The organism is Corynebacterium sp. HMSC063G05, from assembly GCF_001810555.1.
Taxonomy (GTDB): domain Bacteria; phylum Actinomycetota; class Actinomycetes; order Mycobacteriales; family Mycobacteriaceae; genus Corynebacterium; species Corynebacterium jeikeium_D.
The window spans coordinates 40298-66578 of sequence record NZ_KV801857.1; the positions used below are offsets into that span (position 1 = coordinate 40298).

A 26281-nucleotide genomic window follows, 5' to 3' on the forward strand; every position below is an offset into this window, starting at 1 on the left:
GCAGCCCTGCTAGCCCATCACGGGGTCACGGATCCGGCTACGAACGCTGCTTAAGTGTTTCCACTGCGCGGTCGGCAAGCTCCTCGCCAGCACCGTCATAAAGGTAGACGGCCATGTCGGCACCAACGTTGAGAAGCTGATCCTTAAACCTCTGCACCTTAGTGGTGGTAGCAACCACGGCTTCGGTGTCCTGCTTACGGATGTTCTGAATCATCGCGTAGGTCTCAGCGTGCTCAGACAGCGCCAACACGTACAGCGCTGGTTTCTTCTCCAACTCGATGTGGTGCCACAGCTCTGGGTCTGTCACATCACCCGAGATAACCTGGTAGCCCTGCTCACGCAGCTCTTCGATGCGATCCTCATCGAAGTCAACGCCGAAGACGTTCATGCCGTACTCATTAACCAACCTGCCGTAGACACCGACGCCGACGCGCCCCATACCCATGATGAGGGCATCAGCGTTATCAATAATGACCGTTGCCTCTTCTGGGACCAGGCGGTCCTCTGGGGTTTCTGGGACGAACTTCTGCAGGAAGCTGACCAGCTTGTCCTCATGCGGGACCATCAGCGAGCTGGCAATGAAGCTACCCGCCACGGCGACCGCCATGATCGAGGTCCACTCATCGGGCAGAATGTCCTGTTGCGTCGCCGCTGCCATGACAATGAGACCGAACTCCGAGTAGTTACTCAGCGTCAGGCCCGCCAACGCGCTAGTGCGCAGGGACAGTCCGGTGCGCTTGAGGATCCCGATGAAGATAGTGACCTTGAACACCAGGAACAGGACCATAATCGCGGCGATAACGTAGCCGCCAGCACTTGGCAGACCACCGAGGCCAATTTGGATAAAGAACGCGACCAGCAGCAGCTCGCGGATACTAATCAGAGCTTCCGACAGACGGTCAGAAATTGGGTGCGAGGACAGCAGAATACCGGCAACCAAGGAGCCCAGCGAGCCGGACAGCCCTGCCAGCTCGAAAGCCGAGTACGCGGCCACTGCGATGCCGATACCGGTGAGAACCAGCAGCTCAGTGCGGAACATGCGGTTGGGAAGACGCGCCGCCAGCGGACGGATGAAGAACAACAGTGGTAGAGCCAGCGCCCACAGCTCCGGGGTCTTACCCGACGATGCCACCAGCACACCAACCGCAATGATGTCCTGCAGAATGAGCACACCAATCGCGATGCGTCCGATGGCCGAAGCACCGCGGTTCTGCTCCTCCAAGTGGCTCATCACGAACACCGTCGACGAGAAGGAAGTCGCAATGCCGATGTAAATCAACGCAGTCACCGACAGCCCGGTGAGCTCACGCAGCGGCAAGAAACTGGCGATACCGAATAGCGCGGCAAAAACTACCGTGTTTAAAAATGCGTGGCCCAACCCCGAAAAGACCACTCGCGGCGCCACGATATCCTTCGGATTTAGCTTCAGACCAATCGTGAACAGCAAGGTGGTAACACCGAGCTCGGCCAGCGAATCAATGAACGGGATTTCCTCGAGCCCCATTGCATGAACGGCAAAACCGGCCCCAAGGAAACCAATCAGCGGCGGCAGCCGAAGCAACGACGCACCGAGCCCGCCGATAATCGAAAACAGTATTGCTGTTAGGTATACGGATTCCACCCATCAAAGATAACGGCTGACACAACTGATAAATGCAGAGGTTGGCCATTAACCGTTCTTTGCCACCCGACTGGGGCTAGCGTCTTGGGAGCTAGCGTCGGTACGGAACCTCGCCCAATGCAATCGGCTGCGGGTGCTCCGCCACCCACGCGACCGCCCCTGCCGTCAGCGCATCAACGTCCTGCTCACCAGCTTTACGCTGCTTTACGACGGCCATTGCATCCTCGGCAGCCCCAACCGTCTCCAGCCAAAAGTCGGTCATCGCGACAAAGTCTTCGTCCCAGTTGACGTAGCCCATCTCCAGGGCCTCGTACCCGAGCCGGCCAACGATTCGAATAACCTCGCCCTGCACAGTCGCGGCTGCGCCACCACCCGGCACCAGGTAGTTCCAGAGGTATCGGAACTGGCCGTTGGTCGACTTGCCTGCGGGGACAATGATGTCGCTGTGGCCATCGTGAGGCGTAATCACGTCCGGACGTTCCGCACCGATGCCCTCGTAGAGGCGATCCATGACCGGCTGGTACTTGTCGCGCTGCTTGTCTGACATGCGGTTGTAGCGGCGACCGAATTTGGTGAACTCTTCGCGGACTTCGTCGTCGATTTCCGACCCAGCGTCCAGGAGCACCTCGATACTCTCTAGGACTCGACTTAGGGCATCGGTATCGGCGGTAGCGACGGCCTCTTTGAACGCTGTCCGGCCGTGACCGAGCCGGTTCTCGCGGTGAAGGTCAGCGCCATTTTCCAGCAGAAGCGCAATGGCCTTGGGCTGATGGCTCTTCGCAGCCATGAAAAGCGGCGGATGGGTGCCCGCTTCGATGTCTGCACCGCAGTCGAGCAGGAGCTTCATCTTGTCGATGTCGCCCCGGCTTGCGTGCTCTGCCAGGGCGGTTTTACCGAAGCGGTTCTCGGTGTTGACGTCGATCCCCTGGTCGATTAGCCAGCGCATGAGCTCTGGTGGGGTGCCACGGAGCGCCAGTGCAGTGTCCTTGCTGTAGCCAAAGACTGCGTCGAGAGCGCAAGTGTCATAGACGGCCTTCAGTGCATCCATGTCACCGGCTTCGAGCAGCTCTTCGAAGTTCTCGACCAGTTTCTTCCGCTTCCGTGGCATGTGACGGCCCTTTCTACGCGCCTATGGGGCTTGGGCAAATGGGATGACGAGTCAATGGAGTCGTGCGTGATTGGTTGACACCTCACGAAGCAACAGCATCGTTAGGTTATGCACGCAGACTAGCGGAAGTCAGAGAGTTTGGCGCGGGAAATTGACAAATGGACCGTCGCAATATCCCTAGAAGCAATAATTAGAAGTCAGAAAACTAAACTTGGGAAAAACAAAAACAATGATTTAAATTTCAGAGCTACCACAGAATACAATAATAACACAAAATAGAAATACCCTTTTCAGCCGTGGAACCCTACTGAGAATTCTTCCTCTTCATATACTGAACCAATTCAATAGGGGCCCAAACTGGAAACAACACTACTTTTAGAAAACGCTTCCCTAATTTTGGGATTATCCTTTTATCCTCGAATGAGTAAGAATAAGCTTTCCTTTGACAGTTCCCTATTGCATCACTGGAATCACAAGAATCCACAATTTCGCGTTTAACGTGATATTTCTTATAAACAAGTGAATTGTGTAATTGCGTCGCCGACCAAACATGAGAGTTTCTCATTAATCGCTGCGATATCTCCGAAACACGGATCCTATCACCTTCATGGACAATGGCGTATTTCCGACCTAAAGAATCAATCGAGCGCATCTCCAGATTTTCAATAAACGAAATATCATCCCAATTCATATGAATAGCTTCATCCATCAAGCAATAAATACCGATATCAGACGTTGAATGTGCAACTCTTGCCGCGGCAGATTCATATTCACGCAACGCCCGTAGTACTTCTAATTTCTTTCGATTAGCTTCTAACATAGAACCGCTGAACAAATTTAGAGTACGGACTTCACTAGAACATTGAGCTGCTGCGATTCCAGCGTCATAAAGACTAACGGATAAAGACTCTCTAAAGTTACTTTCGTTCGCACGCAAGCGATCCCAGGAAGCAATCAAGAACGTGGCTAATGAAGAAATTAATGCGACGGCAGCCGCTTGCCAGAAATCCATGGCGGTGTGGGGGCTTCAGACGGCTACTTACCGCCCTCGTCGGTGGACAGCGCAGCCACGAATGCCTCCTGTGGCACCGAGACCGAACCGATGTTCTTCATGCGCTTCTTACCGGCCTTCTGCTTCTCCAGCAGCTTGCGCTTACGGGAAATGTCACCGCCGTAACACTTAGCAAGGACGTCCTTGCGCAGTGCACGGATGTTTTCGCGGGCGATAATCTTCGAACCGATTGCAGCCTGAACCGGGACCTCGAACTGCTGGCGAGGAATCAGCTCGCGCAGCTTCTTGGTCATCTTGTTGCCGTACCACTGGGCGTTGTCGCGGTGGACGATAGCGGAGAAAGCATCGACTGCTTCGCCCTGCAGGAGGATATCCACCTTGACCAGATCCGCAAGCTGCTCGCCGGCATCTTCGTAGTTCAGCGAGGCATACCCCCTGGTACGGGACTTCAGCATGTCGAAGAAGTCGAAGATAATCTCGCCCAGTGGCATCTTGTAGCGCAGCTCCACGCGGTCTTCCGACAGGTAGTCCATACCGCCCATCTCACCGCGCTTCTGCTGACACAGCTCCATGGTGGGGCCAACGAATTCACTCGGCACAACGATGGTGCACTTGACCATCGGCTCGTAAATTTCGCGGAGCTTGCCCTCCGGCCAGTCACTCGGATTGTGAACAGTGACCTCGGTGCCGTCCTCAATGACAACGCGGTAGACAACGTTCGGAGCCGTCGAAATCAAATCCAGGTCGAACTCGCGCTCGAGGCGGGCACGGGTAATCTCCATGTGCAGCAAGCCCAAGAAGCCACCGCGGAAACCAAACCCGAGGGCAACCGAAGTCTCCGGTTCGAATGTCAACGAAGCGTCGTTAAGCTGGAGCTTTTCCAACGCATCACGCAGGTCAGGATAGTCCTGCTGAGAGATTGGGAACAGACCTGAGTAGACCATCGGCTTTGGCTCTGCGTAGCCCTCCAGCGGCTCCTCCGCCGGCGTTGCGTTCAGCGTGACGGTATCACCGACCTTGGACTGACGGACGTCCTTCACACCAGTGATGAGATAACCGACCTCGCCGACGCCAAGTCCCTTACACTTCTTCGGTTGCGGCGAAACAATGCCGATTTCCAACAGCTCGTGCTTGGTGCCGGTGGACATCATTTGAATGACTTCACGCGGCTTGAGCTGCCCATCAACAACACGGATGTACGTGACCACACCACGGTAGGTGTCGTAGACCGAGTCAAAAATCAGCGCACGAGCAGGCGCCTCCGGATCGCCGACCGGTGCCGGGACGAGCTCACAGACTCGGTCGAGCATCTCCGCAACGCCCTCACCGGTCTTGCCCGAAACACGCATGACATCTTCCGGCTCGCAACCGATAATGTGCGCGATTTCCTCCGCGTACTTATCCGGATCCGCGGCCGGCAGGTCAATTTTGTTCAGAACTGGGATGATCTCCAGGTCATTTTCCATGGCCAAGTACAGATTGGCCAGCGTCTGCGCTTCGATGCCCTGAGCGGCGTCGACAAGCAGAATCGCGCCTTCACACGCCTCTAGCGCACGCGAGACCTCGTAGGTGAAGTCAACGTGACCAGGCGTATCAATCAGGTGCAGGACAATCTCTTCCCCCGCGTGCTGACCTGTGCTCGGAACCCACGGCAGGCGCACGTTCTGGGCCTTAATAGTGATGCCGCGTTCGCGCTCAATATCCATATTGTCGAGGTACTGATCGCGCATGTCGCGCGCCTCCACAACACCCGAGAGCTGCAGAATTCGGTCCGCCAGGGTGGACTTACCGTGGTCAATGTGCGCAATAATGCAGAAATTTCGAATCCGTGAGGGGTCCGTAAAAGTCTGCTCCGCAAAATTCTTGGTCACGTTGGGTCTACTCCGAAAAATAAAGACGTTATGGGCATTGGGGCGCGGCGTTGGCCGACCCATATGCGCCGGCCTCGAAAACCGACCAGCCGGGCTTAAATACAATCACGCACAATCTTACCTATCGATTCCCTCCGCACTAAACCTCTAGACTTAGATTCCATGAGCTCCACTTCGTCCACCGATAAAAATGAACGCGAAAGCTGGCCACGCCGCCTGCGCAATCGCATCAGCGCGCGTCTTTTCGCCGGTACCGAGTGGTTCCGCGGCCCCGACACCCTCGATGAGGCACTGTTTAAGCTCAACACGCAACTTGGGCTCGCTCAGGACACCTCGCTTTCCGACGAGTCCAAGGAGGCTCTACTTCGACTGCGAGATTCGGTGACCATCGCGCGCCCAACCGCGGAGTTGGCCCGCACAATCGTCTACAGCCCCGACATGGATGGTCAGGCCGACCCCGGCGAAGTGGTATGGATTCCGCTGCAGCTCGAAGGTGAAAATGCTGCCCTGCGCGAGCGCGCTGTGGTCGTGGTTGGGCGCCATGACCAGTACCTATTGGGCATGCTGATTTCCACCCGCAGCGAGCACAGTGAGCACCCGGAGTGGCTGTTTATCGGCAGCGGGTTCTGGAATGAAGACCCCAAGCCATCGTGGGTTCGCATGGACCGTATCTTGCTCATCCCAGAATCGGGTATTCGCCGCGCAGGTGCGATGATGCCCCGTAGGCGCTTTGAGCTCATCGCCGCCCGACTTCGCGGAGATTACGGCTGGAATTAGGCAGTAGCTGGAGTTAGGCAGCGGCTGGTATTAGGCAGCGCTGTTTGCTAGAATTCTGCAAGTTGTTTACCGTTGCGTTCCTTTGCGGCGAGCGCGGGCAGGACCTTGGGTTCGCGTTTTCATCGTCGTATAAGCGCAGTGGGCGGTTTTAACTCGCTGGTTAATTAGTTTGACCAGCAGAGGTTCGACCCGAAATTTGCACTGTGATCAGGACTTTTCTTGGTGGCGGGCGGTAACAATTCCAACTACTACGGATACAAGAGGTATTCACGATGGCAAACATCAAGTCCCAGATCAAGCGCAACAAGACCAACGAGAAGGCTCGCCTGCGTAACCAGGCTATCCGCTCCGCAGTCCGCACTGAGATCCGCAAGTTCCAGGCTGCTGTTGAGGCTGGCGACAAGGCTGCTGCTGAGGCTCAGCTGCGCGTTGCTTCCCGCAAGCTGGACAAGGCTGTCACCAAGGGCGTCTTCCACCGCAACACTGCGGCTAACAAGAAGTCCGGTATGGCTAAGGCTTTCAACAAGCTGGAGGGCTAATTCCCTTTTGGCGCTGTGCCGTTCTTGTGGCGCTTGTGCCGTGAAATTAACCGCTTCCTGCTATTTTCCGATTTCATTTCGGATGTGGCGGGAGGCGGTTTTTATTATTTAACCCCAACGCGAGTTAGTGACTGCGTTTATGGCTGGCGGCGGTGGGGCGATGCGAGTTACTGACTACGTTTATGACAAAAATGGCCTGAAAAATGGCTTGAAAGTGTCATAAACTCACACAGTTTCACATTTGCAGCCCTTTGAGCAGGGCCTGGGCCCCGCCTCCCACACTGTTGGTTGTTGATTTCCATCGCTTCGGTTCCAGCACACCGACATGCAGCCACCAACACACGGCCAGCGAATGCGGTTGCGACTCCGGTGGATTGACCGGAAAACGGGTTTGAATCAGGCCCAGACACGTATTCGCAGAACCGAGCCCCTATTCAAGCGCGATTTACATAACGTGACCTGCTGGAATGTCTTGAATCTGACAGACTTCTTGTCTATTAACCCTAAAATTGCTGCGCATTATCTGAGTATCCACGAGAATCGACTACGCCAGCACAATTTCTACAGGAAGGAACGTCATGCCGAAGACAACTTTCACAACGGTCGCGCATGCCCCAACCAACCTCGAAACCACGGTGACCTCTCGAGACATGAGCTTCACTTTGGACGAGCCTACTGACCTCGGGGGAACCAACGCGGGCATGAACCCGGTCGAGGCGCTGCTCGGAGCCCTCGGCGCCTGCAAGTGCATCGTTGTCCGCTCATTCGCCGCTGCCCACGGCATCAAGCTCAACGATGTCAAGGTTGAGTGCTCCGGTGTGCTCGATCCAGACGGTTTCATGGGGAAAAACCCGGAAGCAAAGATCGGTTTCTCCGAGATTCACACCCGCTTCCACATTGATGCAGACAACACGAGGGAGGAACTGGTCGCATTCCTCGGCTTTGTTGAATCCCACTGCCCGGTTCAGGACACGCTGTCTAACCCTGCGGCCTCGTCCTTCGAACTCGCATAGCGGAAAATCGCTGGTTTTCGCCACGGCCTCTCAAGGCTTAACGCCTATGGGACGAATGGGCCAGCTCCGCGATACGAAGCACCGACTGTTCCAGCGATAGTTCCGGCGTCGATGAGGCTCCCTTGGTGTCCGCATCCAGCTGTGCCGCAACAACCACAGCGCGAGCGACCGCCGGAGTTGACCAGGCCGAAGCCAACCGCTGAGTTTTCTCCAACTTCCACGGCGGCATGCCATAGCGGTGGGCATCCCTGCGAGCATTAACGCCACGTGCGCCGTGGAGCCGAGCTACATCACCGACCATTCCCGTGATTGCAGCCGACAGCAGTGCCGGTGCCATTCCCAGCTGCAAAGCACGGCGCATCTTCGCCAACGCTTCCCCACCCCGACCGCGCAGTGCGAGCTCGGCAATCTCAAAGCCCGAGACCTCCGCCGAAGCACCGTAGTAGGTGCGCACTGCTTCCGAGGTGACCTTGCCCGCGGTGTCTGCACAGAGCTGGGAAATAGCGGTGGCTAGTTCGCGGAGGTCTGAACCGACCGCATCCAGGACGGTATCGATGACGTCGCGACGCACCTTAACCCCGTGTGAGGCGAATTCTTCGCCAACAAAACCGGGCAAGTCGTTTCGCTTAAGCGGTTGAGCTTCGAAAAAGCGGACCCCCAACTTACGCAGGCCAGCGACCATCTTTTTCTGACGCCCCTCACCGCTGTGAAGGAGAATCAACGTGATGCCCGGCGCGGGATCCTTAACCGAATCCATCAACAGCTTGGCAGGCTCTTTGCCGGCGTCTTGGCAGTCGGTAACAACCACGATCCGGTCATCCCCAAACAATGAGGGGCTGAAGAGCTCCACCGCGTCAACAGTGGTCATGTCCCCTGCACGGATGGTGGTCACAGGCACCGAGCGTCCGCCCGGATCGGACTCCGTTGCTGCCTGCGCGCGGACGGCAGCGACAATGGCGAGGCGGGCGCGGTCTTTCAGCAGTTCCTCTTTGCCCACAATCAAATTCACGGGTGCGACGGCGCTCAATCCCGACCTCTTTTCCGCGTTGATTCCTGCGACTATTGTTTCTAGCCTACGGGACAGCCCGGATTTCACCTTCCTCGCCAGACTTCGCCATTCGAATAGAGAGCTTGCGGCCCATCTCGCTGTGGGCACACCACAGGAATGTGCTCGGGTGTCATTACGGTTTCTCGCACGCGCGGACCACACTCGCGGGCGATAAACCACTGGGGTGAGCGGTGCGATTGGAGCGGTTGGCCGCTCACGGCTTCAGCGATATACGACGGGGATTCCACCACCACGGTTTCTGTCGTGGTGTTATCTGCGGCAGTATCCAGTACCTGGGTATGCCACGTCATTTGCTCGGTGAGTCCGAGCGCAATTCGGCACTGCCGGCTGAGCGGGGTCGGTGCAGGGTAACCAACCGATGCAACATGGTTGGCGGGTTCTCCGGCAGTACCCGCGTGAATGAGAACGATCTGGTTCTTCTCAGCGCAGGCTGCAAGCTTCCACCCCTGTGGGGCACGCGCAATGTCGAGGCCGAACACCCAAATAACGGCATAACTACCGGCTGCCAAGACAGCAGCGAAGGCCCCAGCGCGGAGCGCAAGACGGGGCCACGCCCAGAGCGCCGTCAAGCATGCGAACGTGAGCGTGCAGGAGATGACCAACGTGACCGTCCCAGTGGCGGGCGCGACGATTCCCGCAGCGAGGCGTGCGACCTGATGAATCCACCATGCGCACGGCGCGGCGCACCAGAGCAGCGCACTGACCAGCCAATTGAGATGCAGTGCGGCGGCAACGGCAGCGAGCGAACCAGCGATAGTAACCGGTGCGACGGCGGGCGCGGCGAGGAGATTGGCGAGCAGTGAGACGTGACTAATTTCGCCGATGAGAAGCGCCAATACGGGCATGGTGACCACGTGTGCGGCAATCGATACGGCGACGGCGCGGACTACTGGGGCGGGCCAGGTACCCATAACGGTGGTGGCGGACAGGCGTCTGGCAAGGGGCTCGGCAAGAAGGACTAACCCGGCGGTGGCTGCGACCGAGAGGGCGAAGCCCACTGATACCGATAGGTCTGGAGCCAGGAGAATCAACCCAATAATGCCAGCCGACAGCGCCGCGATGGCCTGGCCAGCTCGTCCTACAAGAATCGCCAACAGCCCAATGCAGCCGGTGACCACCGCGCGTAGCACTGACGGTTCTGTACCCACAATTGCCACAAAGCCATACAGGGCAAGCGCGGCGACTGCGACGCGCACCCGCGGTCCAGCCCACGAAAACACGGCTACAACAGCCCCGACAACAAGCGCAACGTTCGCTCCAGAGACCGCTGATAGATGTGAAAGCCCAGAAGCAGTCATCACATCGCCATCGGTGAGGCTAAAGCCGCGCTCATCGCCGATGGCCATGGCGGGAATCAGGCGGTCGGGACCAACGGGGAGATTCTGCGCCGAGTCAAAGAGCTGCTGCCTCACGTCAGCTGCCAGCCCCTGTGGTGGCGCGATGACCTCAACATCACCGCGCAGATTCAGCTGGATACCACTAATGCAGGGCTTGCTGGCCACACGTATACCGGCTGTGGATTCAATTACGGTGTCTCTCGTGATAGCCAACAGTGACTCGTCGCCGAAAGCCGTCACCTGCCCCGGAAGACCTTCGATGCGGGCCTTCGCACTGGCCCCAAACTCGGTTGCTTTCGGCTCGGTGACGAGGCGCAATTGCACTTTCGCCATCCCGCCAATGTCGTCATAGAGCTCGTGGGCTCGGGCTTGCGCTATGCGGATTCGCGTGGCCACCGCAACACTGGCCACCGCCACAGCTGGCACCACGATAGTGGCGATTGCTCGCCAGCCGGAGGTCACCGCACCTCTTCCCCATCGCCACGACCAACGCTGCCACGCCCACGGCAACACCACCGCAGTCACGATCGCGCACGGTGCCACAACTATCGCCCATTCTGGGCGCATGATCACTGTCACCGCAGTCGCCCACGCCAGCACCGCTGCTGGCACTAGCCGAACATCGAGCCCAGCACGAGCGCGCAGGTCAGACGGTGGCGGCATCGCGCAGAGCCTCTACCTTCGCCGGGCCGATTCCCGGAACCTCCTCAAGTGCGTCGATGCTCGCAAAAGGCCCGTTCTTTTCGCGAAAGTCAATGATTTTGGTCGCTGTTGCGGGTCCAATTCCGGGCAATTCCTCCAGCTGCGTAGCAGTGGCGGTGTTGATGTTGATTTTGCCGTCAGAGCCGCTCGGATCGGCCATGCCCGCAGCACCGGCGCCAGAACCGCCAGAAACATCGGAACCACCCTCCGCCGTTCCTGCTGGCAGCGCCTCTGTCCCGACCACAATCTGTTGACCATCTACCAATGGCGCCGCCAGGTTCACGCTGGCGGGATTAGCCTCCGGCAAAAGCCCACCCGCACGCTCAATTGCCTCCACCACCCGCGCACCCACTGGCACCTCCACCACGCCAGGATTCACAACCAACCCCACCACCGACACAATCAACGGCCCCGCCTGTGCCTGAGCGTTAGTCTCCTGCCCCGGACCGCCCGGCATCTCCGCTGAGGTCTCGGGCGTCTCCGGTGTCGTCCCCGCGTCAGCCGCGTCCTGCACCGCAGGCATCTCCACCTGCGGCGTCGACGGCCACACCACCGCAGCGATTGCTCCAACAGCCAACACCGCAATCACAAGGCACGCAGCCATCGCCACCCGCGGCGTCACCACCGCCCGGCGCGTGGAAAAGTCCACCGCCATGCGCTTGTCTTGATCAATCGGTTCCAGATAGTCCGCCAGCCGATTCCGCAAATTCGTCACGATGCGCACACTAGCGCCCCGCACCACGCCCCACCTTGACGAAAGCACTCATCAAGGCGTCATCTGTGGATAAAAAATGACCTGCGGAGGTTATCCACAGGCCACATCATCTTCGCAGTTCAGCAACTACTTCTTCTTCACGTCGCCGTCATCATCACGCTTGTCGCTTGACGACGACTCCCGCGATTTCTCCCCTTCGGTGCCAAATACAGCTCCCTCAGGATCGGACTTATCGCGCAACGCCAAATCAGAGATAGCTTTCGCCAGACGCTCAGCCTTGTCCAGGGCTGCTTGGCGATTCTCACTCCACGTTGGCAATTTCGAAACAGCCGTGGTGAAAAGAGGAATTCCCTGTTCATTAGTCACGACTGTGCGATGGATTCGTTTATTGCGGTTGCGACTGGCAGCCGGATTCTCAACTACTTTCACCTCAGCCTGGTCGGTGATTGGCTCACCTGGGCCCGTGGTGCCAGCGTTTTCAGCCGAACCGTCCGTGTCAGCAGAGTCACCGGAATTGTCTATGTTCCCGGAATCGTCGTCTACCGCGTCTGCAGCCACAGCATCAACAGCAGGCGCGTCACTCTCCTCCACACTGTGGAGCAGCGCTGTCACGCCCATCTCTGTTTCAAAATCCATGGCATTCGAATCAATCGAGCCACCGGAGACCATGCCAACTGCATAGGCTCCCTGCCCGACATGAGCGGTAAGAGACTCCGGCAAATCCAGGATTCTAAACCGGGTATCGTCGGGTAGCTCTTCGGCAAGCATGGCCTGGAGCTCGTGAACGTCGTCAAGCGCATCGGAATGATGCAGCAATACCGCAGGCGGACGGTTCGCCGATGACGCGGACCGCACCATCTTCGTGGCGAAATCCACCATGCGCTGCTTGACCTTCGCCTCTGTCCGGCACTTGGCGACCAGCGCTAGTGAGCCATCTTTAATACCGACGATGGGCTTGATAGCGAGAGCCGTGGAGAGCATTGCTTGGCCTGCAGAGATGCGACCGCCACGGCGCAGCGAGTCAAGCTTCGGTACGAACAACCAGAGTCGATAGCGCTGCAGCACATCACGAGCTACATCGGCAACCTCATCACGACTGGCCCCGGCACGCGCGGCCTTAGCTGCCGCGATGGCAGCGGCACCGACTCCAGCTCCGACGGTGTCGGTATCGATGATGGTCACACGGTCCAGCGCACCAGCAGCGGTGACAGCGTTAGACCAGGTAGCGGACATTCCCTTGCCAAGATGCAGGGCGACAACGCCAGCGTCAGAACCATCCTTGTTGGAGCGTTCCAGCGCACGCGCATATGCGGCGCACAACTTCAGTGGACTGACTGCCGACGTGGTGACGGCGTCTTCATTGATGTCATGGCCGATGGGAACCACGGTGATGTCGAGCTTGCGGGCAACCTCCGGCATCAGGCACGCGGTGTCATCGACAACAATGCGAACGCGACCGTCACCGGGCATGGCGGCCTCCTGAAGAATGAGAAACCTGCGACTCCCGCTCACGGACCTTCGCGTTAAAAGCATTCAGGTACCAGGAGGTCTCACCATTGACGCGCGTGCGCTGCTCCATTTCGACCCACGCAGTGTTGCCCAGGCCGTTGAACGTGCTGAAGTAGTCGCGCGGCATCTGCAGCAGGGCTGCGGTAGCGGCAGCAATGGCACCACCGTGGGATACGAGCACAAAGGTATCCGACTCCCAATCGGGGTTAGCCGCTAGCTCAGCAATGACCGCCAGCATTCGGTTGGAAACCTCAAAACGGGTCTCGCCGCCCTTGGGCGCCCAGTTGAGATTATGGCGCCAGTGGTCACGCATACCGGGAAACGCGGAGTCAATCTCGTCGTAGGTGCGCTCTTGCCATTCACCGAGGTTGGTCTCACGCAGGCGCTTATCAAAACTCAACTCTGCACCGGTGGCCTGGGCTAGCGCGCGGGCGGTGTCGGCTGCCCGGGTCAGGTCGGAGGACACGATTTTTGTGATTCGCGGTTCAGCCTCCGCCAGGTATTGCGCCGCAGTACGGGCTTGCTCGCGGCCAACGTCGGAAAGCTGCGTGTCCAGCTGTCCCTGAATGCGGCCGGTAGCGTTATACGATGTCTGCCCGTGCCGCAGCATAATCAGGCGACGTCGAGCGGCAACATGTGCCTCGCGTGAGCCCGCCACAATTAAAACTCGTCCGTGTCCGGGTTTTCGGCAGCCAGCGGAATCTCGTCGATAGAACGAGCATTGCGGGCGGAATCTTCGCCGTCCTCGTTGCTCGGCTGCTCGATGCCCTCGACCTCGATGCGCGGGCAATCGCGCCACAGTCGATCCAGGCCGTAGAAGTCGCGTTCTTCACTGCGGAAGACATGCACGACAATGTCGCCGTAATCCAGCAGCGCCCAACGTCCCTCACGGACACCTTCGCGGCGAACCGGCTTTGCGCCGAGGTCACGCAGATCGTCCTCAATTTCGTCGACGATTGCGGCAACCAGACGCTCATTGTCAGCACTGACCAGGACGAATGCGTCCGTAATCACCACCGGGCCAGAGACATCGAGAACAACGACGTCCTCACCCTTTTTGCTATCGGCGGCCTTCGCCGCGGCGGTCGCCAGCTCAATGGCGCGTGGTTGTGCAGTCACGAAAGACTTCAGCTCCTTGTGATTAAAAGTCGTGAAAAACAGCGTTTGTACTTGTAACTTACCGTCTCAGCGGGATTTTGCTAACTTTCAGTCCGCGGTATCGGACTTCGCATCCACCGGCGCCGCATCCTCGGAGGCCGAGTTCACCGATGCGGGGCCCACAGAACCAACCGTGCCCTCAGCAGACTGGTACAGACCCCGCTTAGCGATGTACTGCACCACGCCATCCGGCACCAAGTACCAAACAGGGCGTCCTGCCTCCGCACGCTTTCGACAATCGGTAGAAGAAATAGCCATCGCGGGAATTTCGATGAGGTGCAACCGTGAAGCGTCGATTCCTTCCAAGTCCTCTGCCCGCAGGTGAACCCCTGGGCGAGTGACACCGACGAACGTTGCTGCGTCGAACATCTCCTCCCAGTCCCGCCACGTCATAATCTTCTGCAGCGCATCGGCACCGGTAATGAAGAACAGATCCGCGTTGGGATAGATGACCTTCAAATCCCGCAGCGTATCGACGGTATAGGTCGCACCCGGCCGATCAATATCAACCCGCGAGACCGAAAACTGCGGGTTCGACGCAGTGGCAATGACCGTCATCAGGTAGCGGTCTTCGCTGTGAGAGACCTTCCGGCCGCGCTTTTGCCACGGTTCACCCGTGGGCACGAAAAGCACAAAGTCAAGGTCGAAACGGTCTGCCACCTCGCTGGCGGCAACCAGGTGACCATTGTGGATGGGATCAAAAGTGCCACCCATTACGCCAATGCGCTGCCGGGGCGTGTCCGCCGACTTCGCTGTCAACGCGGCGTGTACTCGCGACCGCACACTTTTCTTGCGCTTAATCATGACTGGCACTTTACCTGGGCACTACGGACGAGTCTGTCCACGACCAGCCAGAACCCACTTGCTGCTGGTCAGCTCCGGCAGCCCCATGGGCCCACGGGCGTGCAGCTTCTGAGTGGAAATACCAATCTCTGCGCCGAAACCGTACTGCTCACCATCGGTGAACGCAGTCGAGGCATTGACGCTTACGGCGGCCGCATCGACACGGTCGACGAACTCCTGGCACACGCCCCAGTCACGTGCAGAGATAGCTTCTGTATGTCCCGAGGAGTACTCAGTGATGTGATCCGTCGCGGCCACCACACCGTCGACAATGCGTGCGGCAATGTCTAGCGAGAGGTACTCATCCGACCAGTCTTCCGCCGTCGCCGGAATGACCTCACCAGTCCACCCAGAGGCCGCCAGATTATCGACATCGCCGTGGACCGCAACGCCAGCGTCGGCAAGCGCGTCCAAAATGCGGACCTGATCCTGCGCGGACAGCGCCGAGTCAATGAGAACCGTTTCAGTGGCGTTACAGACGCTCGGACGGCGGGTCTTGCCGTTAATCATCAGCGCAATCGCCTCGTCGATATCGGCGGAAGCATCGATGTAGATGTGGCAGTTACCGGTACCGGTCTCAATGGTCGGCACCGTTGCCTTCGTCACGACGGCCTCAATCAGACCGGCACCGCCGCGCGGAATCACTACGTCAACCAGGCCGCGGGCAGTTATGAGATCTTGCACGGAATCGTGGGTCTCACACGGCAGCAGCTGAACAAGGTCCTCCGGTGCATCGTGGTTGGCCAGCACCTCACGCAAAACCGCGACCAGCTGCGTGTTGGAGTGGACGGCGGACTTGGAGCCACGCAGCAAGGCCACGTTGCCCGACTTCAGCGCCAGACCAAAGGCATCGACAGTAACGTTCGGGCGAGCCTCGTAGACCATGCCCATCACGCCCAGCGGAACGCTGACCTGGGAAAGCTTAATGCCGTTAGGAAGAGTGCTGCCCCGCAGCACCTCGCCTACCGGATCCGGCAGGGCCGCAACCTGGCGCAACCCACCGGCAATACCCTCAACACGATCGGCGTCAAGACGCAGGCGATCCAGCAGGGAGTCACTAAAACCACGGGCCTTACCGGCCTCGATGTCCTTGGCGTTGGCTACCAGAATCTCTTCAGTACGGGCGACCAGCGCATCTGCTGCGGCCAGCAGGAGCTCGTTCTTGCGTGCCGACGTAAAGCGAGCCAGCTCTCCCGCGACAGCCTTGGCACGCTGTGCCTTATCTAAAACCTCGGCGCGCTCAGCAGCACGCTCCAGGCTAAGAGCCGAATCCTCGGCAATGCCCTGTTGATTGGTGTTAGCAGTTTCGTTCGTTTGAGCAGTCATGCCTACCAGCATAACTAGAGTGAGACATCATTTGAGGGAATTAGCTCAGCAACCCAAGGAAAGATGTAATTCATCAACAGCAGGAACACGATGACGGCAATCACGATGGTGATGATCGCTTTCACCCACCACGGACCCGGCAGGGATCGCCAAAAAGCTGCGTACATCTAGTTGACCTCCTTGGTCTCAACACCGGCGAGAACCGCGTGAATAATGAGCCGATGAGTGTTGTCCCACTGCGGATGGCAGGTAGTCAGCGTAAGTAGAGTCGCGTTACCGACCGGATTGAGGACATCGGCGCGGTCTGGAGTGACAATGTGCTGGCCGGGAATCTCGGGGACGTTAGTTCCTTCTGGCACGCAGTCGAAGCTTTCCCCTGCGCCAGCCATACCGTCGACCGGTAATACCTTGTAGCGGTAAATAGCATCACGCGTCTCTACAGTGATGTCATCGCACGTCTGCAGGCGGTCAATGTTGTCAAAGGGAGCTCCGTGGCCGTCACGATGGGCGGCATAAGAGCTGTTGCCCACCTGCCCCGGAAGGGCTGTGCTCGGATAATGGCCGGGGCCACCGCGCAAAACTTCCTGAGAGACACCTTCGAATACGACCAAATCGCTAAAACCGGCCTTAGGAGCGGAAATCATCGCCACCGCAGAGCCAGGCACCCAGGAGCCCTCAACAGCTGGCTCCGTGCCTTCTGGCGCCGGAGCTGGGGCCGATGCCGGTGCGGACCATGCCTGCTGCAGCTCATCACGAGCCTGCTGCTGAGCTTTCCCGGTTTCAAGACCAGACCAGTACAGCAGATAAAAGGCGAAGAGCGCCACCAGCACTCCAGCGGTCAAGAGCAACTCGCCGATGACGCCAATAATTTTCGATAACACACTTAGGATTATGCCCGAAAGTTCCTCATCCAGGCAGTCCGCGCTCAGGCACTCCTCCCCCAGCCAGTCCGCACTCAGCTAGTCCCCACTCAGCCGGTCTTTGCCGAGGCACCTCTGTCCGGGCGCGCCCAGGTGCGCGTCTTTAAGCGCTGCAGCTCTCAGCGCAACGCTCTCCTAAGCGCGGGAGGCGAAATCCGACAGGTAGTCGGCATGGACGACAGGCTTCTGCATGTCATTCGGCAATTCCTCGGTGTGGTAGCCGATCATGCCCAGCAGCTCCTCAGAGTCATAGTTGACCTCGCCGCGTCCGATGACCTCACCGCTCGGGCCAATCAGGTCGACGATGTCACCAGCGGAGAACTCACCGTCAACCGAGGTGATACCGACCGGGAGCAGCGACTTGCGCATGCGGGTCACAGCGTCGACCGCGCCGGCATCCAGGCGAAGCAGGCCCGAGCTATCCGCTGCGTAGAGCATCCAGAACTTCCAGGCGCTCAAGCGGTTGTCCTTCGCGGCGAAAGCCGTTCCCACGTCTGCCTGGTCAAGTGCTCGCTCAATGTTGGACGCCGAAGTCAGCAGCACCGGCACCCCAGCACGCGAAGCCAGGCGTGCGGCAGACACCTTCGAGGCCATTCCACCGGTGCCCAGTGCTCCACCGTCACCGGCGATAACACCACGCAAGTCGTTACCGCTGCGCACCTCTGGCACAAAGGTCGCACCTGGATCGGCCGGGTTGCGGTCGTAGAGGCCGTCGACGTCGGAAAGCAGAATCAGTGCATCGCAGTACGCCAGGTGACTGACCAGGGCGGCGAGGCGGTCGTTGTCGCCGAAGCGGAACTCCGAGGTCGCGACCGTGTCATTTTCGTTGACAATTGGCACTGCACCCAGCTGGCGCAGGCGGTCGATAGTGCGCTGGGCGTTGCGGGCACGCGAACGCACACCTGCATCGTCCGAGGTCAAAAGCACCTGTGCAGAAGTGCGGCCATAGCGCAGGAAGGAGCGTCCCCACTCCTGTGCCAGGCGCACCTGCCCCACAGCTGCAGCCGCCTGCTTGGTCGCCAAATCAGTGGGACGCGAAGTCAGCCCCAGCGGCCCCATTCCGGATGCCACCGCGCCGGAGGACACGACAATGACATCGCTAAAGCCCATACGCTTTTCCAGGGCATCGGCAATGAAGTCGATGCGTTCGGGATCGGTACGACCGTCAGATCCGGTCAACGAGGAAGAACCAATCTTCACCACGACGCGCTTCGCGGTCCGAATTGCCTCACGAGTCTCGGAATCGAAACCGCCTTTGGTTCCCGGAGATAAATTCTCAGTCGCCTTTTCAATCTCAGCGACGGTGGACTCAGGATTGTTGTGAAGCAGCTCGTCGACCTCCTCACGGGAAATCGGCGCGTCCGATTCAGACTTCGGCGCGGTAGCTACCGGGGCATCTAATGCATCTGCTCCAGTGACGTCAACATCGTTGGCAACGGTGTCGGAAGGGATAACTGACTCACTCATTTCACTAATGGAAAACATGACGGTCTAATGTAATTCTGACTATATAATTGTTTAAACAATCAGTGACAAAATGCAAGTTTGAAGTCTTCGCTTGCCGACGACGCTGGCGCCCGCGACTATGAGTACCGGTCGCGAATAGCCTCTTCGCCATCTCCGAAATCGTACTCGTCAATCAGACCACGGCGGGCCTGCGATGCACGCTTACGCTGCTCAGCGCTAGTGCGCTCGTTGACGTAGAGACGATCGTCGGTACCACGGCCACTCGGCACGAAGTCATCGGTGCCCGCGACCTGCTGCGGGTACCACTCGAAGGTGAGATAGGAAATCGTCACCGGGCAGCCAACCGTTGCCCCAGCCTTTGCCAGGGCATCTTCTACACCAAGCTTGGCCAGGCGGTCAGCCAAGTAGCCGACTGCCTCGTCGTTTTCGAAGTCCGTCTGGTTAATCCAGCGTTCCGGCTTACGGCCACGCACAATGAACCCATCTGGGGTATTCGGATCGCGCTCGATGGTGAAGTCCGCGCCTTCGCGCTTCTTGCCACGCACACCTTCCGGACGGATGACCTCACGGGGCTCCTGCTCTGTTGGCAACGGATGCGCCTTGCGGTAGGCGGCAATCTGATCCTTCAGGCCGTAGGTCAGCTCCTTGAGTCCCTCGTGCGTCACCGTAGAGATCTCATAAATCGGCCAGCCGAACTTCTCCAACTCCTCGCGCTGCATGTCAATCATCTCGCGAGCATCGGGCAGGTCAATCTTGTTCAGCACGATGACGCGCGGACGCTCTGCGAGGTCCCCAAGCCCCACGTCGGCCTTCAGCACCGACTGGTAGTTGGCGAGTTCCGCCTCCAACGCCTTGATGTCAGAGACCGGATCGCGGTCGCCCTCCAGCGCAGCAGCGTCCACCACATGCACCAGCACAGCACAGCGCTCAATGTGACGCAGGAAATCCAACCCAAGACCACGGCCTTCAGACGCCCCCGGGATAAGACCCGGCACATCTGCGATGGTGAAGGACTCGTAGCCAACGTTGACCACACCCAGGTTCGGCTGCAGCGTGGTAAATGGGTAGTCACCAATCTTCGGCTTAGCAGCGCTCAAGGTGCTGACCAGCGAGGACTTTCCGGCTGACGGGAAGCCCACCAGTCCAACGTCTGCCATGGATTTGAGCTCCAAGACAAGATCCTTGGCCTCGCCAGGCTCACCGAGGAGAGCGAAGCCCGGCGCACGGCGGTTCTTGTTCGCCAGCGCTGCGTTGCCCAGGCCACCGTAACCGCCTTCAGCGGCGATGAAGCGGTCCCCCTTACCGGTCATGTCCGCCAGCACTTCCCCATCCTCGGTCATCACAACCGTGCCCTCCGGCACTCCGAGAACCAGGTCCTCGCCGCGAGCACCATTGCGGTGATCACCCGCGCCGGGCTTACCGTTGGCAGCCTTGATGTGGGGATGGAAGTGGAAGTCCATCAGAGTGTGAATCTGCGGGTCGACGACCAGCACAATGTCGCCACCGTGGCCACCGTTGCCGCCATCGGGCCCGCCGAGTGGCTTGAACTTTTCACGCAGCACCGAGTTACAGCCGTGACCACCGTCGCCGGCCTGCAAATGCAGTACGACACGATCTACAAAACGAGACATAAAATCACACACACTTCCGAGCGGAGAGCCATCTTCTAGTGCCTGGAGTAATGCCCTAATTTAAGCGAGCCGACGGGCAGAAGTCTAGGCGGTAACAAAACGCTGCCTCGCAACCTAAAAGCGCGAAACAGTAATAAACAACAAAAGAGCCGATTACCTTTCGCAGTGGGAAAGGAATCGGCTCTTCTGCAAGGCAGTTAAACCTGCCTCAAATTCAACGTTGCAGTAATCCTATGTGGACAACCGAGGGTTGTTCTTAGGAGTTATTCTCAACGATGCTGACAATGCGGCGGTTACGGCGGGTACCGAACTCGACTGCGCCTGCCTTCAGAGCGAAGAGAGTGTCGTCGCCGCCACGGCCAACGTTCTCACCCGGGTGGAACGAGGTACCGCGCTGACGAACGAGAATCTCGCCTGCCTTAACCTGCTGGCCGCCGAAGCGCTTCACGCCGAGGCGCTTAGCTTCGGAGTCGCGGCCGTTGCTGGTGCTGGATGCACCCTTCTTAGTAGCCATGATTTTCTCCTAGGGAAAAGCTAATTGGAATTTCGGCGGTTTACTTGGAGACGCCGGTAATCTTCAGAACAGTGAGCGGCTGACGGTGGCCGTAGCGGCGCTTGTAGCCAGTCTTGTTCTTGTAGTGCATGCCGCGGATCTTCGGGCCCTTAGCGGCCTCGACGATCTCTGCGTTAACGGTAACGTTGGCAAGCTTGTCGGCATCCGCAATGACATCTGCGCCATCGACGAGCAGAACCGGGGTGAGAGCCACGGACGAACCCGGCTCACCCTCGATCTTCTCGACCTTGACGAGGTCACCTTCGGCAACCTTGTACTGCTTGCCGCCGGTCTTGACGATCGCGTACATAGGAGGGCTACCCCTTTATCTGAGAAACTCGACTCAAGGAATCTTTGTAATTCCTTGACTGGACAATGGAATTGCGATTAGTTGCGTGTGCAGAACACTTCAGGGACATACCCGAAAGCCAAATCCGAGTAGATTTCCCCGCTCTGGCCGTTTCCTTACCACCAGCGCCTCAAGCACCAGTGGGCATGACCAGATACGCCTACTAATCAGCGACTGGTCAAGAGTAGCGAAAAATCCCCCTAAATTACAAACTGCCCGAGTAAGACCCTGTCCCCCATTGGTTTTCACGGTCTTCCCGGGCAGTTTCCGAAGCCACTTTCCACCCCCTGCTTTAGGGAACGGAAAACAGCCTTCTATCTGGTCTTACTCCAGGTTTCCAATACCTAGTTCTGGCCACTTCGGCGCACCGCACGACGCACGCGGCGACGACGATTGGCCGGTTTCGTCTCCGGCGCCGCAGCACCGCGATTAGCCTGCTTCTGCTCTGGCTTAGTAGCGCGGTTTGAAGCGCCCTGTCGCTGCTTCGGCGCAGTCGCTCCGGCATCGCTTTGCGACGAGACCCTGCGCACCGCCCGACGGCGATTACGGCGAGCTCCCGTGCCCTGGACCGCTACGACCTCAACCCGTGACTTGCCCGAGCGGCGTCCACCGCCACTGCGGTTGGCGCTGCGGTTGGTGCTGCGGTTGCTGTCATCGCGGTTGTCTTTCGCACGATCTCCGCCCTTGCTGCCTTCAGCGTCCGCCTTTGGCTTAGTGGACTCGAAGTCCTCGCGGCGCGGTGCGCGATCCGAGCGAGAGTTACCGCGCGTCGGACGACGACGGCGTGGAGAACGCTCGAACGCCTCCTTCGCCTCCTCATAGGTCTGGGACTCCTCGGCCACAGCCTTACCGGTCTTGTTAGCGTTGCCGCCCTTGCCATTCCTGGCTGGCTCCCTCACATCTGTGGTGGAAGCTGCCTGAGACCCAGCCTGAGGCGCAGTGGTTTCATCCACAGCAGTACGACGCACAGCGCGACGACGGCGATGTCGAGCGCTAGCGCTGCTGGAGCGTTCAGCGTCGCCACGGCCTCCACCGTTATCGGTGCGCTCGGCACGCTCAGCACGGGTCGGGCGCTCCGAACGCTTGCGACGATCACCATATTCTTCGTCGCGGTCATCAGCGTCGCGTGCAGCCGAATCAACGGCAACATGCTCCGCTACACGGCGACGCGTAGCCCGACGGCGGCGGCGCTGCCCCTCCTGCGGCATGTAACGGTCATCCGACGGCTCCTCTGGGTCCTTCTCACGGGCTTCCGCAACAGCTGCGGCAGCCAGAGCAGCCAGGTCATTGGAGTTCTCCGATTGCTCAGTACGCTCGCGGCGCTCCTGACGGCCACGGCCGTTCTGTCGCTGCTCATCGTTTCGGCCCTGGCTCTTACGAACCCGGCGACGACGCGGCGGCTTCGGCTCATCGTTCTCAGAAGAGACGATGACAGCTTCGACAGCAGCTGCGACACGCTTGTCGGCTGCGTCCTTATCGCGCTGGTTGGTCTCCGTGTCGTCGTCACGCGTTGCCTTGGAAGAGCCTGCCTGGTCGCTCTGATCGCGGTGCATGGCCAGGGCGGCCGGGTGGTTGGCCGGATTGTGCTCCGAGCGCGACTTGTTGCGGCGCTTGGACTTACCCTGCTCGTCGTTGCGACGGCCATTCTTGTGGCCACGGCTCTGATTGTCCTGCTCGACCGGATCGATGTGGATAATCAGACCGCGGCCATTGCAGCAGCTACACGGCGTGGAGAAGGTCTCCAACAGGCCTGTGCCCAGACGCTTGCGCGTCATCTGGACGAGGCCGAGCGAGGTGACCTCGGAGACCTCGTGACGCGAGCGGTCGCGGCCCAGGGCCTCCTTCAGACGGCGCAGCACCAAGTCCTGGTTTTCCGGCAGCACCATGTCGATAAAATCAACGACAATCATGCCGCCCAGATCGCGCAGACGCATCTGGCGGACGATTTCCTCAGCGGCCTCCAGGTTGTTGCGAGTGACCGTCTCTTCCAGGTTTCCGCCAGCGCCGGTGAACTTACCGGTGTTGACGTCGATGACCGTCATGGCCTCGGTGCGGTCGATGACCAGCGTGCCGCCCGAAGGCAGCCAGACCTTGCGGTCGAGTGCCTTGGCCAGCTGCTCATCGATGCGGAAGTGCTCGAAGACATCAGCGCCGCCGTGCTCCTTGGCGAAGTAGCGCTGCAGTCGCGGCTCCAGCTCTGGTGCCAGGTCGCCGATGTAGTCCGTCACTGTGTTCCACGGGCGATCGCCCTCCACCACGAGACGCGAGAAGTCCTCGTTGAAGACGTCGCGGACGACCTTGACCAGCATGTCTGGCTCTTCGTACAGCGCAATCGGCTTTGCTCCACGCTTCGCCTTCGCTGCCTCGGAGGCTTCCCAGATCTCCTGCCACTGCGTCTCCAAGCGCTTGATGTCGGCCTCGATGGCCTCCTTGGACACACCCTCGGCTGCGGTACGGATAATCGTGCCCGAGCCCTCCGGCGTAACCTCGCTCAGAATCGACTTCAGGCGCTTGCGCTCCGGCTCCGGCAGCTTGCGGGAAATACCCGCGCTCCGGCCGCCCGGCACGTACACCAGGAATCGACCAGCCATCGAAATGTGGGTGGTCAGACGCGCACCCTTGTGACCAATCGGGTCCTTGGACACCTGGACCAGAATCTGGTCGCCGGCCTTCAGCGCATGTTCAATCTTGCGCGAACGCGACTTCGTGCCCAGCAGCTTCCAGTTCAGGTCACCTACGTAAATGACACCGTTGCGGTCGGCTCCGATATCGATGAACGCCGCTTCCATGCTGGGCAGGACGTTCTGCACGCGACCGAGATAGATATTGCCGATCTGCGTGGTCTGCGTGTCAGAGGTAACGAAGTGCTCGACCAGCAGGTCGTCTTCCAACACGCCCACCTCAGTGACAATGCCCGCGTGGTCATGGCGCTTGCGCTCACGCACCACCATCGTGCGCTCCACCGACTCACGACGAGCCAGGAATTCCGCCTCCGAGATTACGTGGCGCTTGCGCGATTCCTCACGACGCTCGATACGGCGACGGCGCTGCGCCTCCAGGCGAGTCGATCCCTTAATCGCCTGCGGCTCCTCGACCTCTTCGCGGGTTTCCTCTTCCTCGCGCTCTGTGTTTTCGGTGGTCTTCTCCGCCTGTTGCGCGTCATCATTACGACGCCCACGTCCACGACGGCGACGACGCGGGCGCGGTTGACGCTCCGTTTCGCTTGACGACGAGCCGTCCTGCCCCTCCCCCGCGTTGTCATCGGTGCCCTGGTTGGAGGCACCGCTGTCAGCCGAAGCTGCATCCTCGGTGGCCGAATCCTTGGCCGTGGCCGGGACAGCCTGCGGAGCCAGGAAGATAGGCGCAAACGCGGTCTGCTCTTCCGCAACCGGAGGCTCCGGGACTACCGGCGGCTCGATGTCCTGCAGGGCTTCGCTCTGAGTTGCCTGCGTATCCTGCGGCTCTTGCGTTTTCTGCGGCTCTTGCGCTTCCTGAGCTTCCTCTGCCACTGGAGCGCTGGTCGTGCGGACCGCACGGCGAACTCGGCGGCCACGACGTGTGGTCACTGCAGCGCTCTTTGCAGCAGGTGCTTCGGCGGAAGCTTCCTCAGCGGAGGTTTTCTCAGCGGTCTCGGCTACGGTGTCGGCAGCCTTCTTATCGGAAGCATTCTTGTCTGCAGCCTTCTTCGACGACGACTGAACGACAGCCTCAACAGCTTCCTCGACGACCGAGTTCGAGTCCTTCTGCTCGTCCTTCGCAGCGGTTTCTTCCGGAGCGCCAGCGGTCTTCTTCACAGCCCGCTTACGCGTTGCTCGCTTCTTAGTCGTGCTCTGCTTCTCTGCGCTCTGCTTCTCTGCGCTCTGCTTTGCCGAGGATTTTCTAGCCGAGGCCTTCTTGGTGTCCTTCTTCTCGGTCACTTCCTCGGCAGGCGCTGCGTCCGACTCCGCTTCGCTCTTGGCTGCCTTCGGCGCAGCCTTCTTTGTGGCCTTCTTCGCAGCCGACTTCTTGCCGCTCTTCTTCGCAGCTGGCTTCTTCTCGGACTTAGCTGCAGTTTGCTCGTCCGACTTCTCATCTGCCGCGTTCGGCTTACCTGCCGACTGTTTTTCCTTCGCGGCTGGCTTTTCGCCGGTTGGCTTGGTCGCAGCGGATCCGTCGTCAAGCGAGGCATCCTCTGGATGATCACCGATGAAATTCAGCACTGCGTCGAGCTGATTTTGATTAATGGTGGACGCAGCGGACTTTACGACGATCCCCGCGTGCCCCAGTGCTTCGATGGTTTCCTTCGAGGTCAACCCCAAGCTCTTGGCCAGGTGGTGGACTCGGGTTTTCAGAGCCGCTGACTCACGATCAAATTCGCGTGCCTTAGCGACAACATCCTGGCTGAAATTTGCCACTGTATTTGTTTCTCCTTGACACCCCACCACGCAAAACCCGACAACAGGAAGCACACTCTTTGTCATTCCATGTGCGCCTACATCCGTTGTGGCCTTGGAAACCAGGCGGAGCAACGATGTTGCGACAGCCACTTCATTTGCGCCAAATGCGCAGATAGAGGGCCGAAAACGATGAACAATTATGAAAGTCTTATTGGCAGGCCTACCGGCTGACTCGGGGATTCAGCGATCACATGCGGCATATTTCATCCGCCGGAGCGAACTCCCGGGCACTACTGCTGCTGTCCATTGTCGCACATATCGAGCAGGTGGCGCGCACCGACATTGGTGGCGGCGGGCCAATCCGAGTTACTGACTGCGTTTATGA

At 59.1% G+C, this 26281-nt stretch carries 22 protein-coding genes; 3 read left to right on the forward strand and 19 right to left on the reverse strand.

Annotated elements, in window-relative coordinates; genetic code table 11:
• Window positions 1–37: 37 nt before the first annotated feature.
• The 4 genes from HMPREF2751_RS07415 to lepA form a co-directional block, all read right to left on the reverse strand.
• On the reverse strand, window positions 38–1621 hold the full coding sequence (locus tag HMPREF2751_RS07415; RefSeq protein ID WP_070595784.1) for a cation:proton antiporter family protein: 1584 nt from the start codon (window positions 1619–1621) through the stop codon (window positions 38–40).
• Between the two features lie 91 nt (window positions 1622–1712).
• Window positions 1713–2729 carry an ankyrin repeat domain-containing protein gene (locus HMPREF2751_RS07420; protein WP_070595785.1) on the reverse strand — a complete coding sequence of 339 codons (1017 nt, stop codon included), beginning with the start codon at window positions 2727–2729 and terminating at the stop codon, window positions 1713–1715.
• 304 nt (window positions 2730–3033) lie between these two features.
• Window positions 3034–3741, reverse strand: coding sequence for a hypothetical protein (locus HMPREF2751_RS10760; protein WP_141747454.1), 708 nt, complete (start codon window positions 3739–3741; stop codon window positions 3034–3036).
• 23 nt (window positions 3742–3764) lie between these two features.
• Entirely contained in the window at window positions 3765–5612 is a 1848-nt protein-coding gene (gene lepA / locus HMPREF2751_RS07425; RefSeq protein ID WP_070595786.1) for a translation elongation factor 4, read from the reverse strand.
• Between the two features lie 162 nt (window positions 5613–5774).
• Between lepA and HMPREF2751_RS07430 the strand changes: the two genes are divergently transcribed.
• The 3 genes from HMPREF2751_RS07430 (at window position 5775) to HMPREF2751_RS07440 (ending at window position 7941) form a co-directional block, all read left to right on the forward strand.
• Window positions 5775–6389 carry a type II toxin-antitoxin system PemK/MazF family toxin gene (locus HMPREF2751_RS07430; protein ID WP_069359618.1) on the forward strand — a complete coding sequence of 205 codons (615 nt, stop codon included), beginning with the start codon at window positions 5775–5777 and terminating at the stop codon, window positions 6387–6389.
• Between the two features lie 272 nt (window positions 6390–6661).
• Window positions 6662–6928, forward strand: a complete 267-nt coding sequence (rpsT, locus tag HMPREF2751_RS07435) for a 30S ribosomal protein S20 (protein ID WP_016422323.1) — start codon at window positions 6662–6664, stop codon at window positions 6926–6928.
• Window positions 6929–7506: 578 nt separating this feature from the next.
• On the forward strand, window positions 7507–7941 hold the full coding sequence (locus HMPREF2751_RS07440; RefSeq protein WP_049190829.1) for an OsmC family protein: 435 nt from the start codon (window positions 7507–7509) through the stop codon (window positions 7939–7941).
• 37 nt (window positions 7942–7978) lie between these two features.
• On the opposite strand, the gene holA is transcribed toward HMPREF2751_RS07440, so the two are convergent.
• The 15 genes from holA to HMPREF2751_RS07510 form a co-directional block, all read right to left on the reverse strand.
• On the reverse strand, window positions 7979–9037 hold the full coding sequence (gene holA, locus HMPREF2751_RS07445) for a DNA polymerase III subunit delta (protein WP_083304425.1): 1059 nt from the start codon (window positions 9035–9037) through the stop codon (window positions 7979–7981).
• Window positions 9034–11010: a ComEC/Rec2 family competence protein gene (locus HMPREF2751_RS07450; protein ID WP_070595787.1), complete on the reverse strand. Its 1977-nt coding sequence runs from the start codon at window positions 11008–11010 to the stop codon at window positions 9034–9036. Before HMPREF2751_RS07450 ends, holA begins: the two co-directional genes overlap by 4 nt.
• Window positions 10994–11764 (reverse strand): ComEA family DNA-binding protein, encoded by a 771-nt coding sequence (locus tag HMPREF2751_RS07455; protein WP_246823190.1) that lies wholly within the window; start codon window positions 11762–11764, stop codon window positions 10994–10996. The genes HMPREF2751_RS07450 and HMPREF2751_RS07455 overlap by 17 nt, the downstream gene beginning before the upstream one ends.
• A gap of 126 nt (window positions 11765–11890) precedes the next feature.
• The gene (locus HMPREF2751_RS07460; RefSeq protein WP_070595789.1) at window positions 11891–13234 is read right to left on the reverse strand and encodes a DegV family protein; all 1344 of its coding nucleotides are present in this window, start codon (window positions 13232–13234) and stop codon (window positions 11891–11893) included.
• Window positions 13224–13931: a histidine phosphatase family protein gene (locus HMPREF2751_RS07465; RefSeq protein WP_070595790.1), complete on the reverse strand. Its 708-nt coding sequence runs from the start codon at window positions 13929–13931 to the stop codon at window positions 13224–13226. The genes HMPREF2751_RS07460 and HMPREF2751_RS07465 overlap by 11 nt, the downstream gene beginning before the upstream one ends.
• A 2-nt stretch (window positions 13932–13933) precedes the next feature.
• On the reverse strand, window positions 13934–14392 hold the full coding sequence (gene rsfS / locus HMPREF2751_RS07470) for a ribosome silencing factor (RefSeq protein ID WP_005511538.1): 459 nt from the start codon (window positions 14390–14392) through the stop codon (window positions 13934–13936).
• 87 nt (window positions 14393–14479) lie between these two features.
• Complete coding sequence (gene nadD, locus HMPREF2751_RS07475) at window positions 14480–15235, reverse strand: nicotinate-nucleotide adenylyltransferase (RefSeq protein WP_070595791.1); 756 nt, start codon at window positions 15233–15235, stop codon at window positions 14480–14482.
• Between the two features lie 21 nt (window positions 15236–15256).
• On the reverse strand, window positions 15257–16600 hold the full coding sequence (locus HMPREF2751_RS07480) for a glutamate-5-semialdehyde dehydrogenase (RefSeq protein WP_246823191.1): 1344 nt from the start codon (window positions 16598–16600) through the stop codon (window positions 15257–15259).
• Window positions 16601–16614: 14 nt separating this feature from the next.
• Window positions 16615–16767, reverse strand: a complete 153-nt coding sequence (locus HMPREF2751_RS10810) for a hypothetical protein (RefSeq protein WP_016422316.1) — start codon at window positions 16765–16767, stop codon at window positions 16615–16617.
• Window positions 16768–17481 (reverse strand): class E sortase, encoded by a 714-nt coding sequence (locus HMPREF2751_RS07485; protein WP_070595793.1) that lies wholly within the window; start codon window positions 17479–17481, stop codon window positions 16768–16770.
• Between the two features lie 174 nt (window positions 17482–17655).
• A complete protein-coding gene (proB, locus tag HMPREF2751_RS07490; RefSeq protein WP_016422314.1) occupies window positions 17656–19005 on the reverse strand; it encodes a glutamate 5-kinase in 1350 nt (449 codons plus the stop codon).
• A gap of 98 nt (window positions 19006–19103) precedes the next feature.
• Window positions 19104–20618, reverse strand: a complete 1515-nt coding sequence (gene obgE, locus HMPREF2751_RS07495; protein WP_070595794.1) for a GTPase ObgE — start codon at window positions 20616–20618, stop codon at window positions 19104–19106.
• A 256-nt stretch (window positions 20619–20874) separates the two neighbouring features.
• Window positions 20875–21132: a 50S ribosomal protein L27 gene (gene rpmA / locus HMPREF2751_RS07500; protein ID WP_016422312.1), complete on the reverse strand. Its 258-nt coding sequence runs from the start codon at window positions 21130–21132 to the stop codon at window positions 20875–20877.
• 40 nt (window positions 21133–21172) lie between these two features.
• Window positions 21173–21481, reverse strand: a complete 309-nt coding sequence (rplU, locus tag HMPREF2751_RS07505) for a 50S ribosomal protein L21 (RefSeq protein ID WP_005511541.1) — start codon at window positions 21479–21481, stop codon at window positions 21173–21175.
• Window positions 21482–21864: 383 nt separating this feature from the next.
• Window positions 21865–25914: a translation initiation factor IF-2 N-terminal domain-containing protein gene (locus HMPREF2751_RS07510; RefSeq protein ID WP_070595795.1), complete on the reverse strand. Its 4050-nt coding sequence runs from the start codon at window positions 25912–25914 to the stop codon at window positions 21865–21867.
• Window positions 25915–26281 lie beyond the last annotated feature (367 nt).

Bases quoted from the DNA above. Each gene is read 5' to 3' on its own strand.
- HMPREF2751_RS07420 (WP_070595785.1), bottom strand. From the start codon at position 2,729: ATGCCACGGAAGCGGAAGAAACTGGTCGAGAACTTCGAAGAGCTGCTC.
- HMPREF2751_RS10760 (WP_141747454.1), bottom strand. From the start codon at position 3,741: ATGGATTTCTGGCAAGCGGCTGCCGTCGCATTAATTTCTTCATTAGCC.
- HMPREF2751_RS07430 (WP_069359618.1), top strand. From the start codon at position 5,775: ATGAGCTCCACTTCGTCCACCGATAAAAATGAACGCGAAAGCTGGCCA.
- rpsT (WP_016422323.1), top strand. From the start codon at position 6,662: ATGGCAAACATCAAGTCCCAGATCAAGCGCAACAAGACCAACGAGAAG.
- HMPREF2751_RS07440 (WP_049190829.1), top strand. From the start codon at position 7,507: ATGCCGAAGACAACTTTCACAACGGTCGCGCATGCCCCAACCAACCTC.
- HMPREF2751_RS07450 (WP_070595787.1), bottom strand. From the start codon at position 11,010: ATGCCGCCACCGTCTGACCTGCGCGCTCGTGCTGGGCTCGATGTTCGG.
- HMPREF2751_RS07460 (WP_070595789.1), bottom strand. From the start codon at position 13,234: ATGCCCGGTGACGGTCGCGTTCGCATTGTTGTCGATGACACCGCGTGC.
- nadD (WP_070595791.1), bottom strand. From the start codon at position 15,235: ATGATTAAGCGCAAGAAAAGTGTGCGGTCGCGAGTACACGCCGCGTTG.
- HMPREF2751_RS07480 (WP_246823191.1), bottom strand. From the start codon at position 16,600: ATGACTGCTCAAACGAACGAAACTGCTAACACCAATCAACAGGGCATT.
- HMPREF2751_RS10810 (WP_016422316.1), bottom strand. From the start codon at position 16,767: ATGTACGCAGCTTTTTGGCGATCCCTGCCGGGTCCGTGGTGGGTGAAA.
- proB (WP_016422314.1), bottom strand. From the start codon at position 19,005: ATGTTTTCCATTAGTGAAATGAGTGAGTCAGTTATCCCTTCCGACACC.
- obgE (WP_070595794.1), bottom strand. From the start codon at position 20,618: ATGTCTCGTTTTGTAGATCGTGTCGTACTGCATTTGCAGGCCGGCGAC.
- rpmA (WP_016422312.1), bottom strand. From the start codon at position 21,132: ATGGCTACTAAGAAGGGTGCATCCAGCACCAGCAACGGCCGCGACTCC.
- rplU (WP_005511541.1), bottom strand. From the start codon at position 21,481: ATGTACGCGATCGTCAAGACCGGCGGCAAGCAGTACAAGGTTGCCGAA.